At 56.9% G+C, this 12,021-nt stretch carries 14 protein-coding genes; 5 read left to right on the top strand and 9 right to left on the bottom strand.

The window, feature by feature from the left end; translation table 11 throughout:
* Positions 1-37 precede the first annotated feature (37 nt).
* Both argE and J4P41_RS06995 read left to right on the top strand, forming a co-directional pair.
* Positions 38-1,231 carry an acetylornithine deacetylase gene (gene argE / locus J4P41_RS07000; RefSeq protein ID WP_426066555.1) on the top strand — a complete coding sequence of 398 codons (1,194 nt, stop codon included), beginning with the start codon at positions 38-40 and terminating at the stop codon, positions 1,229-1,231.
* On the top strand, positions 1,228-2,277 hold the full coding sequence (locus J4P41_RS06995) for a hypothetical protein (protein WP_426066554.1): 1,050 nt from the start codon (positions 1,228-1,230) through the stop codon (positions 2,275-2,277). The genes argE and J4P41_RS06995 overlap by 4 nt, the downstream gene beginning before the upstream one ends.
* Here J4P41_RS06995 and glyA read toward each other — a convergent pair.
* A complete protein-coding gene (glyA, locus tag J4P41_RS06990; RefSeq protein ID WP_010501708.1) occupies positions 2,274-3,578 on the bottom strand; it encodes a serine hydroxymethyltransferase in 1,305 nt (434 codons plus the stop codon). The two genes, J4P41_RS06995 and glyA, sit on opposite strands and share 4 nt — an antisense overlap.
* 92 nt (positions 3,579-3,670) lie before the next feature.
* On the opposite strand from glyA, the gene J4P41_RS06985 reads away from it, so the two are divergent.
* Genes J4P41_RS06985 through J4P41_RS06975 form a run of 3 tightly spaced genes read left to right on the top strand, consistent with a single transcriptional unit; the run spans position 3,671 to position 6,496 of the window.
* On the top strand, positions 3,671-5,113 hold the full coding sequence (locus tag J4P41_RS06985) for an APC family permease (protein ID WP_426066553.1): 1,443 nt from the start codon (positions 3,671-3,673) through the stop codon (positions 5,111-5,113).
* Positions 5,114-5,129: 16 nt separating this feature from the next.
* Positions 5,130-6,128 (top strand): porphobilinogen synthase, encoded by a 999-nt coding sequence (gene hemB, locus J4P41_RS06980; RefSeq protein ID WP_167384232.1) that lies wholly within the window; start codon positions 5,130-5,132, stop codon positions 6,126-6,128.
* On the top strand, positions 6,125-6,496 hold the full coding sequence (locus tag J4P41_RS06975) for a YraN family protein (protein WP_426066643.1): 372 nt from the start codon (positions 6,125-6,127) through the stop codon (positions 6,494-6,496). Before hemB ends, J4P41_RS06975 begins: the two co-directional genes overlap by 4 nt.
* Before the next feature lie 3 nt (positions 6,497-6,499).
* Here J4P41_RS06975 and J4P41_RS06970 read toward each other — a convergent pair whose 3' ends face one another.
* The 8 genes from J4P41_RS06970 to purC all read right to left on the bottom strand — a co-directional run bounded on the left by J4P41_RS06970 (position 6,500) and on the right by purC (position 11,950).
* Positions 6,500-6,799 carry a hypothetical protein gene (locus J4P41_RS06970; RefSeq protein WP_062025228.1) on the bottom strand — a complete coding sequence of 100 codons (300 nt, stop codon included), beginning with the start codon at positions 6,797-6,799 and terminating at the stop codon, positions 6,500-6,502.
* A 191-nt stretch (positions 6,800-6,990) separates the two neighbouring features.
* The gene (gene grxD, locus J4P41_RS06965; protein ID WP_007281919.1) at positions 6,991-7,326 is read right to left on the bottom strand and encodes a Grx4 family monothiol glutaredoxin; all 336 of its coding nucleotides are present in this window, start codon (positions 7,324-7,326) and stop codon (positions 6,991-6,993) included.
* Between the two features lie 89 nt (positions 7,327-7,415).
* On the bottom strand, positions 7,416-7,646 hold the full coding sequence (locus J4P41_RS06960; RefSeq protein WP_023942351.1) for a BolA family protein: 231 nt from the start codon (positions 7,644-7,646) through the stop codon (positions 7,416-7,418).
* A gap of 3 nt (positions 7,647-7,649) precedes the next feature.
* Complete coding sequence (purL, locus tag J4P41_RS06955) at positions 7,650-9,854, bottom strand: phosphoribosylformylglycinamidine synthase subunit PurL (RefSeq protein WP_426066552.1); 2,205 nt, start codon at positions 9,852-9,854, stop codon at positions 7,650-7,652.
* Positions 9,851-10,552 (bottom strand): phosphoribosylformylglycinamidine synthase subunit PurQ, encoded by a 702-nt coding sequence (purQ, locus tag J4P41_RS06950; protein WP_426066551.1) that lies wholly within the window; start codon positions 10,550-10,552, stop codon positions 9,851-9,853. Before purQ ends, purL begins: the two co-directional genes overlap by 4 nt.
* Positions 10,549-10,950, bottom strand: coding sequence for a Rap1a/Tai family immunity protein (locus tag J4P41_RS06945; RefSeq protein WP_426066550.1), 402 nt, complete (start codon positions 10,948-10,950; stop codon positions 10,549-10,551). Before J4P41_RS06945 ends, purQ begins: the two co-directional genes overlap by 4 nt.
* Positions 10,947-11,189: a phosphoribosylformylglycinamidine synthase subunit PurS gene (gene purS, locus J4P41_RS06940; RefSeq protein WP_426066549.1), complete on the bottom strand. Its 243-nt coding sequence runs from the start codon at positions 11,187-11,189 to the stop codon at positions 10,947-10,949. The genes J4P41_RS06945 and purS overlap by 4 nt, the downstream gene beginning before the upstream one ends.
* Positions 11,186-11,950: a phosphoribosylaminoimidazolesuccinocarboxamide synthase gene (purC, locus tag J4P41_RS06935; RefSeq protein WP_010501729.1), complete on the bottom strand. Its 765-nt coding sequence runs from the start codon at positions 11,948-11,950 to the stop codon at positions 11,186-11,188. The genes purS and purC overlap by 4 nt, the downstream gene beginning before the upstream one ends.
* Positions 11,951-12,021 lie beyond the last annotated feature (71 nt).

The raw sequence follows: 12,021 nt of genomic DNA, 5'->3' as shown, positions 1-12,021 counted from the left end.
TCCCCTTTCAAAGTGCCTATGGTGAGAGATGAGGAACGTGCTTACAGTACAATCTATGACGGATCAGCGACCCATTTCCCTCACCTTGGAAACGATTCTTTCGGCATTGATATCGTTTGATACAACGAGCAGCCGGTCCAACCTGCCGATCATCGAATGGATTGAGGCATACCTCGTGTTCCATGAGGTCTCTTTCGTTCGTTATCCGGGTGGAGATGAGGGGAAATGGAATCTTCATGCCATCATCGGCCCGCAGACTGCTGGTGGCATAGCGTTCGCAGGGCATGTGGACTGCGTTCCTGTTGATGGGCAGGACTGGTCCTCTGATCCGTTTGTTCTTCGTGAGGAGAATGGGCTGCTTTACGGGCGTGGTGCTGCAGACATGAAGGGATATGTAGCCTGTATGCTGGCCGCTGTTCCTGATCTCAAGGTCATGGAGCTTCCCAAGCCGGTTCATCTCCTCTTCACGTGTGATGAAGAAATTACCTGCGATGGCGCACGATATCTGATTGCGGATATCCGTCGTGCCGGCCGTCTGCCTAAGCTTTGTGTCGTCGGCGAGCCGACCATGATGAGCCCTGTGATTGCCCATAAGGGTCGTTTTGCTGTTCGCGTCCAACTGAAGGGAAAGCCCGGTCACTCCTCCCTTCCGGAAGCTGGTCGAAACGCACTGCATGCGATGGGACGGGCTATTGCTTTATGTGCAGATGAAGCTGACTGGTTCGCTCTTAAAGGCCGTAAAATTGAGGGTTTCACCCCTTCTTACACCACCATGCAGGTCGGGTTGGCTTCAGGAGGGAGTATCCTTAATATCATCCCCGAACAGGCGCAGTTCGACGTGGAGTGGCGAAACGTACCGGGCGATGAAGGCGCCGAAGAGTTTGAGAAGCTTAAGGAGGCTCTGGCGCCTCTGGATGAGGATCTTAGAAAGGACAATCCCGAGGGCGGTATCAGCTATCTCCAGTTGGTAGACCTCCCTCCTCTCGCATTACCTGCGGATCATCCTCTGACTGAGATGACCTGTCAGATCACTGGTCGAAACACTCCTGGCGTGGTTTCCTACGGCACCGAAGCTGGCATCTATCAAAGGGGTGGGATGGACAGCATTGTCTGTGGACCGGGCGACATCGCGCAGGCTCATCGACCGGATGAATTTATTGCCAGAGAACAACTGGAGCGTTGTGGGAAAGCACTGCGGGACTTTGCACGGAGGGTGAGCGGAACAGCATGAGTTGCAAGGCTGGTCAGAGACATCATCCGATCAGGGTCCGTCAGCCTCGCTTGACGGAAGACCTGCCTGGATGTGGCCGTCCGGTTTATCCTCTGGATTTGTGTCTGAAGGCTCCGGACCTTTCTGCCTGGCGTAATACGGCCTCTGGCATTCCTGGTGTACAGATTTTTGATTCCGGTTTGAACGGCCCGGACCTTGTCATTGTCGGCATGGTACACGGTAACGAATATGCAGGCGGCCACGCTCTCGAAACCCTTCGTCGAAACAACCCGGTTCCGCGCGTCGGACGACTAACTCTGATTCTTGCGAATCTGACAGCATTTGGTTGCTTCGATTCAACCGCGCCGATGGCCTCTCGGTATCTGACCGAGGATCTGAACCGTCTTTGGCATCCGTCACGACTGAACAGTAGTGAACGGTCCAGTGAACTGGATCGAGCTCGACAAATTTTACCTTTTATTGAACGTGCGGACCTGCTGCTGGATCTTCATTCTACACTATGGCCGTCTGAGCCCGTCTTTATTGTGCCTCCGCGACGGCGCTCCAGTGATTTTGCCTGTGTTCTGGCTTCCGAAGAGCAGCCTGCAGCGTTGGTTGTGACGGATCTGGGGCATCAAGGTGGCTCCCGTCTCGTCGAGTATTCCCGATTTATGGCGGTTGGAGGGACCGGCCGTGCCTGCCTTCTGGAAGCCGGTCTGCACTGGCGACCAGAAACCGTGGATATGATGGTGAAGGTTTCCGAGCGTTTTCTGAAAGACGCGATGCGGATTCATTTTCAGGGACGCGAAACGGATACGAAGCAGCCCGCAGAGATGGCCGTCGTGACGGATAATGTTCTGGCGCGAAGCGCAGACTTTAGATTTGTGGAGCCATGGGTTGGCAATACCTGCATCCCGAATGCGGGAACCGTTATTGCTAGGGACGGTCATGATCTGATCTGCACACCTTATGACAAGTGTTTACTGATCGTCCCGAATTTGCGCCCCAGACTGGGGCAGCTTGCGGTGCGCCTGGCGAGACGCACCGCAGTCCACCTCAACGCTTAGGCGGAAGCGCGATCATAGATCGGGAAGCGACGGCAGAGCGCCTTCACTTCTTCATGGACACGGTTGGTCGTGTCATTGACGTCGCCCTCTTCCAGAGCTGCCGTCAGAACTTCGTCCATCATGCGGGCAATGGTGCGGAATTCTTCTTCACCGAAACCACGTGCCGTTGCAGCTGGGCTGCCCAGACGAATGCCGGACGTGACGAACGGCTTTTCCGGATCGAATGGAATGGCGTTTTTGTTGGCCGTGATGCCAGCGCGCTCTAGAATCTCTTCCGCAAGCTTGCCCGTTACCTTCTTGGGGCGAAGATCAACCAGCACTAGATGGCTGTCCGTGCCACCCGTCACGATGTCGAATCCACGTAGCTGAAGTTCATCTGCCAGTGCCTTGGCATTGGCGACAACGCGCTTCTGATAGTCGCGGAAATCATCCTTCAGAGCCTCACCGAAAGCTACGGCCTTACCAGCGATGACATGCATCAGTGGGCCGCCCTGAAGACCCGGGAATACGGCAGAGTTAACCTTCTTGGCCAGCTCTGCGCTGTTCGTCAGGATGATGCCACCACGGGGGCCGCGTAGCGTCTTGTGGGTCGTGGACGTCACGATGTCCGCGTACGGAAGCGGGCTCGGATACAGGCCAGCTGCGACCAGACCGGCAAAATGCGCCATGTCCACCATCAGATAAGCACCAACTTCGTCAGCGATCTTCCGGAAGCGCGGGAAATCGATGACGCGCGGATAGGCGGAGCTGCCGGCGACGATGATTTTCGGCTTGTGCTCGCGGGCAAGCTCTTCCATCTGATCGTAATCGATCAGGCCGTCCTGCGCGCGCACACCATACTGAACGGCGTTAAACCATTTGCCGGAATAGTTCGGAGCTGCACCGTGGGTCAGATGTCCGCCAGCCGCGAGGCTCAGACCCAGAATGGTGTCGCCCGGCTTTGCCATTGCCATGAAGGCTGCCTGATTGGCATTGGCGCCGGAATGAGGCTGCACGTTTGCAAATTCTGCGCCGAACAGCTTTTTAAGGCGTTCGATGGCGAGGGTTTCAACGCGGTCCACGTCAACGCAGCCACCATAGTAGCGCTTGCCCGGAAGGCCTTCAGCGTACTTGTTGGTCAGAACAGAGCCCTGCGCTTCCATCACGGCAAAAGAGGCCATGTTCTCGGACGCGATCAGCTCGATACCATCCTGCTGACGGGTCAGTTCGTCATTCAGAATTGCGGCAACTTCGGCATCAGCCTCTTTCAGAGGCGCGTGGAAAAAAGGATTCAGCGTGGACTGGCTGGCGTGTTCCGACATCGTGGTCCATTCTCCAGGGTGAGTTCGCCCCGTCACTACCGCAGAATGCGCGCGTCGGCAAAAACAATCCGTGTTTCCAACGAGGATCTTTCATGACCAATCCGCTCTGGCGGACCAAGCCTGTGTCTTCCGCTGCGTCTGACAATACAGGCCTGAAACGTGTTCTTGGCCCCTGGCATCTGATCGCACTTGGCGTCGGTGTGACCATTGGTGCTGGCCTGTTCTCGCTGACAGGCGTTGCAGCAGGCCAAAATGCAGGCCCTGCCGTCACGCTGTCCTATCTTATTGCTGCCCTCGCCTGTGGCTTTGCCGGCCTCTGTTACGGCGAACTGGCTGGTATGATCCCGTCGGGCGGGTCGGCGTATTCTTATGCCTATGCATCCATGGGGGAGTTGATCGCCTGGATCATCGGCTGGGATCTTGTGCTGGAATATACAGTGGGGGCTGCTGCTGTCGCCTCAAGCTGGTCCGGCTATGTGGCCTCCTTGCTCTCGGGTTGGGGAATCACGATTGATCCGAGGCTTCTGGCTACGCCCATGACGCCCGTGACACTTTCGGACGGGTCAGTCGTCAGCGCCTGGTTCAATTTCCCAGCGGTTCTGGCTATCTGGGTCGTGACGGCGTTGCTGATGCGCGGTGTCAGCCAGTCCGCTGCCGTGAACAATGCCATCGTGGTGATAAAGTTGACAGTGATTGCGTTGGTGCTGGTGTTCTGCATTCCGCATATCAAGCTGGCCAATTACCATCCCTATATCCCACCAAACGATGGCACCTTCGGGCATTTTGGCTTCTCTGGCGTGATGCGTGCCGCGGGGATGGCCTTCTTTGCCTATCTGGGATTCGATATCGTCTCCACTACCGCGCAGGACAGCAAAAACCCGGCTCGGGACATTCCCGTGGGGATTATAGGAAGCCTGCTGATCTGTGGTGTCGTCTATGCTGTGTTCTCGGCGGTTCTGACGGGCGTTGTGAACTATAAAGGCATGGCGAATGATCCAAGCCCGGTTGCAACCGCGATTGATGCTGCGGGTGCGCCCTGGCTCGCCAGTCTTGTGAAGCTGGGGATTACTGTCGGGTATGTTTCTGTTCTGTTTGGGCTGCTTCTAGGGCAGGCACGCGTATTTCTGGCGATGTCACATGACGGCCTGCTTCCGAAAGTTTTTGCGAAGCTGAACACACGCACCCATACGCCGTGGACCTCCCATCTCTGTTTTGCTGCGCTGACAAGTGTTCTGACAGCCGTGTTGCCTATTGGTGAATTGGGCAACATGACATCCATTGGAACCCTGCTTGCATTCATCATCGTCTGCGTTGGCGTTCCGCTTTTGCGGATGCGGGAACCTCAGGCGCCACGTCTCTTTCGTGTGCCAGGTGGCCCGATCATTCCGGTTCTGGGCGTGCTGTCCTGCGGTGCCGTCATGGTGTCTCTGGACCTGCTGACCTGGGTTCGGCTGGTGGTATGGCTCGTGATCGGGTTGGCAATCTATTTCTGTTACGGAGTACGTCACAGCCTGCTTTCCAGATCAAAAATATAGGAGCATGATCGGGGGCATGACGAATGCATCATTCCCCCTCTTCCGCCCGCGGCGTAATCGCCACGATGCCTTTACACGTCGGCTGGTTCAGGAAAATCGACTGCACGTCGATGACCTGATCTGGCCGATTTTCGTTTGTGAAGGCGAAAATCAGCGCCAGAAAGTGTCCTCCATGCCTGGTGTTGAGCGCGTCAGCCTCGACAATCTGGTAGAACATGTCCGCCCGGCTGTTGAACTTGGTATTCCGGCTGTTGCCATCTTCCCGATCACGCCAGTCGAACTGCGTGATGCAACGGGTACTGAAGCCTTGAACCCGGACAATCTGATGTGCCGCGCATCCCGCGTCATCAAGGAAGCCTTTCCGGAGCTTGGTGTCATCGGTGACGTGGCGCTCGATCCCTACACGGATCACGGCCATGACGGTGTTATCAAGGATGGCCGCATTCTGAATGACGAGTCTGTCGAGATCCTGCGGCAGCAGGCGCTCAATCAGGCCCGCGCTGGAAACGATATTATTGCGCCGTCTGACATGATGGATGGTCGTGTGCAGGCAATCCGCGAGACGCTTGATGCCAACGGCTTCGAGACCGTCCGCATCATGGCCTACACGGCAAAATATGCTTCCGCTTTCTACGGTCCTTTCCGTGATGCGCTGGGATCGGGTGGCCTTCTGACGGGTGACAAGAAAACCTACCAGATGGACCCGGCCAATTCGGATGAAGCTCTGCGTGAAGTTGAGCAGGATATTCGTGAAGGGGCCGATATGATTATGGTCAAGCCGGGAATGCCCTATCTGGACATTATTCGCCGTATTCGTGACCGTTTCTCGGTGCCGACCTTTGCCTACCAAGTGTCAGGTGAATACGCGATGTTGGCTGGCGCTATTCAGAATGGCTGGCTTGAGCGGGATCGTACCATCATGGAAAGTCTGATCGCTTTCAAGCGTGCTGGCTGTAACGGCATCCTGACGTATTTTGCGATTGATGCTGCCCGCCTTCTGAAAGAAGAGCACTGATTAACCGTCGCGCGAAAGGCGTTCAGGCATATTACGGTGGCCTGAACGCCGAGGAGATCGCTAAACGCCATATGGTGGAGGCAGGGCTGGACATTCTGGCTCAGAGGCTCAGAACACCCTATGGCGAGATTGATCTTCTGGTCGCGGATGAGAACTGGATCATTGGGGTGGAAGTCAAAAGCCGCTCTACGCTTCGAGATGGCGCAGAGGCTCTGGCTTCTCGTCAGGCAGAACGCCTGATGGCGTCATTCGGTTATATTCTGGAAACCAGACCCGAATGGTGTCGCCCCAATACGCGATTCGACGTTATTGTCGTCGATCACACGGGACAGGCGAGACGCATCATGGATGCGCTACGCCTCACATAAAGATCAGGTACGGCGGCTGCGTGTATGACGATGAGCTGCCGTCGCAACAGAAGCATGCGGACGGTAAGCCACGTTCCGGATCACAGCGCGATGCCCGCTCCATGCCACGGAGTGGCTTGCAGAGTGGCGAGCGAAATGAACAACAGGGCGGTGATAGACTGGCGTGGCCGTCAGAGCGTCGAATGTCAGCTTGCTGGCTTCAAAATCGGTAATGGCTGCACGGGCATGAGCTTTTCCGGCTCCCATGCAAAGTCCAACTCCCATAATGCCGAGAGCAATTCGGCCAGCCCACTGTCGCGCCATTGATGTGATCCCATCCCTGTTCTGATGAGTTCACCGTATGACGTAAACGCAGAGTTCGACAACCCCGTTTGGGTAAGTTTTAGAAAAAATCAAGGTCTTGCCATTTTTGGGCGCAACATGGCTGAATTGTGGCGGTCGCAGACCTTGCAGAGTGTTGAATTCCGGCCATTTTACAGGCCGGAATTAACAGATCAGGCATTTGCCGTAGCGATTCCCTTTTCAGTCAGCAGCGTTTCAAGTTCGCCGCTCTGGTACATGTCCGTGACGATATCGCAGCCACCGACGAACTCACCCTTGACGTAGAGCTGAGGAACGGTCGGCCACTGGGAGAAATCCTTGATGCCCTGACGGAGTTCAGCGCTTTCAAGAATGTTGCAGGTCTCGAACGGAACACCAAGATGCGTCAGGATCTGCACAACGCGTGCAGAGAAGCCGCACTGTGGGAAGAGCTTGTCACCCTTCATGAACAACATGACCGGGTTTGCGTCGATCAGGTTCTGGATGTGCTGGAACACGGTCTCGGACATTAGGTTTTCCTCTTATGGGCAGAAGAGAGGGGGGCAGCCCCTCTCCCACTGTCAGCAGTCACTTCAGAAGGGAATGATTCCCTCGCAGTTCAAGGGGTCAGGGTTTTGAGAGCCATTGCGTGAAGCTCTGTGCCCATTCGGCTTCCGAACGCATCATAAACCAGTTTGTGCTGTCGTACACGCGAAAGCCCCTGAAAGGCTTCACTGACGACCGTGCAGGCATAATGATCGCCGTCTCCAGCAAGGTCCTGGATCGTAATTTCAGCATCCGGGATTGCTGCAAGAATCGTGCGTTCGATTTCAGCGGCACTCATCGGCATAACTCAGACTTCCTCATCCATGAATTTCGGGAAAAAGGCAGCGTTGATCTTGCGCAGCCTGCTGGCTTCCAGGGAAATCCCGTCAGCAAGGTTCAGTGAGGTGCCGCCAGAGCGACCCAGCTTGCGTGCAGGAACATGAGCTTTTTCAGCCGCGGCAATAAGCTTCTGGGCATCTGGTGTTGCCACGACATAGCAGGCCTGATCTTCACCAAACCAGAACGCATGTAGCGGAAGATTGGACGGAGGCGGATTTAGCGTGCAGCCAACGTCTCCAGCCATGACCATTTCGGCAATCGTGACCAGAAGGCCGCCATCTGCGATGTCATGACAGGCTGTCACAGCGCCGGCTTCGATCTGACCGCGGACAAAATCGCCATTCCGGCGTTCGGCCACGAGATCAACATGAGGTGGAGCGCCCTCTTCCCGGTGGCAGATTTCACGCAGCCACAGGGACTGACCCAGTTCGCCACGGATTTCACCAATCAGGACAAGACCGTGCGCATCAGGCATGGCAAGTCCAATCGAGCGTGAGGCATCTGCCAGTACACCAAGCGCACCAATGGCCGGCGTCGGAAGAATGGCCTGAGCCAGACCTGTCGGAGAGCGCGTCTCGTTATAGAGCGAGACGTTGCCACTCACGACCGGGAAATCGAGCGCGCGGCACGCATCGCCCATGCCTTTGATGGCTTCTGCGAACTGCGCCATGATTTCCGGACGTTCCGGATTGCCGAAGTTCAGGTTGTCCGTCACGGCAAGCGGCTTCGCACCTGTTGCCGTGATGTTGCGCCATGCTTCGGCAACAGCCTGCGCCCCGCCAACTTTCGGATCCGCCTGACAATACCGTGGTGTGCAATCAGTCGTGAGGGCGAGACCCAGACGGGTGCCTTCCACGCGAACAACAGCAGCATCAGCCGCACCAGGACGACGCGCCGTGTTGCCACCGACAGACCCATCATACTGGTTCCAGACCCAGGCGCGGGAGGCCAGGTCCGGGCAACCAATCAGCGTCAGAAGAGCATGCTCAACACCCACCGGATCAGCCGGAGGCTGAATGTGGCGTGGCTTTTCCAGCGGCACGGTCGGACGATTGTAGATCGGAGCTTCATCGGCCAGCGGTGCCAGTTCGATGTCAGCTTCGATCACGCCATTGTGCTTGACCGTGATGCGTCCGGTATCGGTCAGATGTCCGACAACAGCGAAATCCAGCTCCCACTTTTCGAAAATGGCGCGGGCCTGTTCGGTGCTTTCCGGCTTGAGGACCATGAGCATCCGCTCCTGGCTCTCAGACAGCATCATCTCATAGGCGGACATGTTGGGCTCGCGCTGCGGAACTGCATCAAGATCCATCTCGATGCCAACGCCGCCCTTGCCTGCCATTTCGACGGCAGAAGACGTCAGGCCAGCAGCGCCCATGTCCTGAATAGCCACAATCGCATCGGTTGCCATCAGTTCGAGACAGGCTTCAATCAGAAGCTTCTCGATGAACGGGTCTCCGACCTGCACGGTCGGGCGCTTGGATGCGGCCTCTTCGTCAAACTCCGCGGAAGACATGGTGGCACCATGGATGCCGTCACGTCCTGTCTTGGAGCCGACATACACGACCGGATTACCCACACCAGCAGCTGCGGACAGGAAGATCTTATCCTGCTTGGCCACGCCAACCGTCATGGCGTTGACGAGCGGATTGCCGTCATAGGCCTTGTGGAAATTGACTTCGCCGCCGACCGTCGGAACGCCAACGCAGTTGCCGTAGCCACCGACGCCGCGAACCACGCCGTCAACAATACGGCGCGTCCCCGGTGTTTTTGGATCACCGAAACGCAGAGCATTCAGATTGGCGACCGGACGGGCACCCATGGTGAAGACGTCACGAAGGATGCCGCCCACACCTGTCGCAGCGCCCTGATAGGGCTCGATGAAAGACGGATGGTTGTGGCTTTCCATCTTGAAGACAGCAGCCAGACCTTCGCCGATATCCACAACGCCCGCATTCTCACCTGGCCCATGGATAACCCATGGAGCCTTGGTTGGCAGCGTCTTGAGATGGATGCGGGAGGATTTGTAGGAGCAGTGCTCCGACCACATGACCGAGAAAATTCCAAGCTCCGTAAAGCTCGGGGTCCGACCCATGATGGTCAGGACCTTCTCATATTCCTCGACCGTCAGACCGAAGGACTGAGCCAGTTTGGCGTCGATTGTCACACTCATCCGACGAGAGCCTCCACAAGGCCTTTGAAGAGCGGCACACCATCGGTGTCACCGATTTCCGGGTCAGTCAGGTTTTCCGGGTGCGGCATCAGACCGCAGACACGGCCGTTTTCGCTCAGGATGCCAGCAATAGAGCGAGCACTGCCATTGGGGTTCACATGACGGTCATCACACGAAACCTCGCCCTTGGCACCACAGTAGCGAAACGCAACCCGGCCCTCACCTTCGAGACGTGAGAGCGTCTCGTCAGAAGCAGTGTAGTTGCCGTCCCCATGAGCCAGAGGCGCGCGGAAAACGTCGCCCGATGACCACCCCTGCGTGAAGGGGGACGATGCGTTCTCGACCTTCAGGTGGCAATCCTGCGACAGGAACCGCAGACCGGCATTCCGAAGCAGCGCACCCGGCAGAAGATGAGACTCCGTCAGGATCTGGAAGCCATTGCACACACCCAGAACGTGACCGCCCTTCTCGGCGAAGGCTTTGACCTCGCGCAGGATGGGGGAATGAGCCGCCATGGCGCCACTGCGCAGGTAGTCCCCGAAGCTGAAGCCACCCGGCAGAACCACGAGATCCAGATCACCGAGAGATGTCTCGCGATGCCAGATCATTTTCGGGGTCTGGCCTGAGACCAGCTTCAGGGCATGCACCATGTCGCGCTCCCGGTTCGTACCGGGGAAAACGACGATACCGGCCTTCATTTCTGGCCCTCCGCTGGAGCCGATGCTGCGGCATGACACGGATAAGCCTCGTGCAGAGCACGATAAACGGCCTTTCCACCGGGCTGCGTCAGGGCATCAGTGTGCGCGTGCAGCCATGAAATCAGCTTGCCACGAACCTGCGTGGTGGTCTCACCCGTCGGAACGCAGAATGCGACCGGAGCACCTGCATCGTCCGCATAGCTGTCGTATTTCTTGGCCCAGACTTCGCTATCCATCACGCCTGCGAGATAGGCATCGCACAGAGCGGTGGACTTGCTGGCAGAGCACATGTTGCCAAGAGCTTTGCCGGAAACTTTGGAGACGCGTTGTGCGTGAGCCGGAGCGGCGGTTACGGCCAGAAGGCCGCTTGCCAGAAGAACTGCGGAGAAAAGCTTCATTCTGCCACCTCGACCCTGAAATCCTCGATCACTTCGTTGGCCAGAAGCGCACGGGCCATGGCTTCACCCTGCTGGATCGCCTCGGCCTTGTCCGTTGCAGGAACGTCCAGTTCGACAACGCGGTTCACACGGACTTCGCCGATACCCTTGAAGCCAAGAGACTCAAGTGCATGGCCAACAGCCTTGCCCTGAGGATCAAGAACGCCGTCTTTCAGGGAAACAAAAACGCGGATCTTCACTGTACTGCCTCCGGACCCTTGAGGTCTCCATTGCTGGCTTCGGGAAGGATCCCGAGACGCCGTGCGACTTCCTGATAAGCTTCCTCGACGCGGCCCATGTCCCTGCGGAACCGGTCCTTGTCCATCTTCTCGCTGGTTTTGGCGTCCCACAGGCGGCAGTTGTCTGGAGAGATCTCGTCAGCGACGATGATCCGCATCTCCTCGCCTTCCCACAGACGGCCGAATTCCAGCTTGAAATCAACAAGCGTGATGCCGACACCCATGAAAATTCCCATCAGAAAATCATTGGTGCGGAGGGCCAGCGTGTTCATGTCATCCAGGTCCTGCGGAGAGGCCCAGTCGAATGCGGCAATATGCTCTTCAGAGACCATCGGGTCTCCAAGGGAGTCATTCTTGTAATAATATTCAATGATGGTGCGTGGCAGGCGCGTTCCCTCAGGAATGCCCAGACGCTTGGCGATGGAGCCAGCCGCGACGTTGCGGACCACAACTTCCAGAGGAATGATCTCGACTTCCCGGATCAGCTGCTCACGCATGTTCAGACGGCGAATGAAGTGCGTGGGGATGTTGATGTCATGCAGCTTCATCATCAGGTGTTCGCTGATGCGGTTGTTCAGAACACCCTTTCCGGTGATGATGCCACTTTTCGCACCGTTTCCGGCGGTGGCGTCATCCTTGAAATACTGCACGAGTGTTCCGGGCTCTGGCCCTTCAAAAAGAACCTTGGCTTTGCCTTCGTAAAGCTGGCGGCGGCGGGCCATGAGCAATCCTTACTGCGTTGCGCCGTCCCGGTTCATAGGGATGCGGAAACGGCTGGTCCAGCGACGGTTTT

This window comes from Gluconobacter sp. NFX36 (assembly GCF_049887835.1).
GTDB lineage: Bacteria > Pseudomonadota > Alphaproteobacteria > Acetobacterales > Acetobacteraceae > Gluconobacter > Gluconobacter japonicus_A.
Note: the sequence above shows the minus strand (reverse complement) of the source record. Positions and strands in the feature narration are given on the sequence as shown.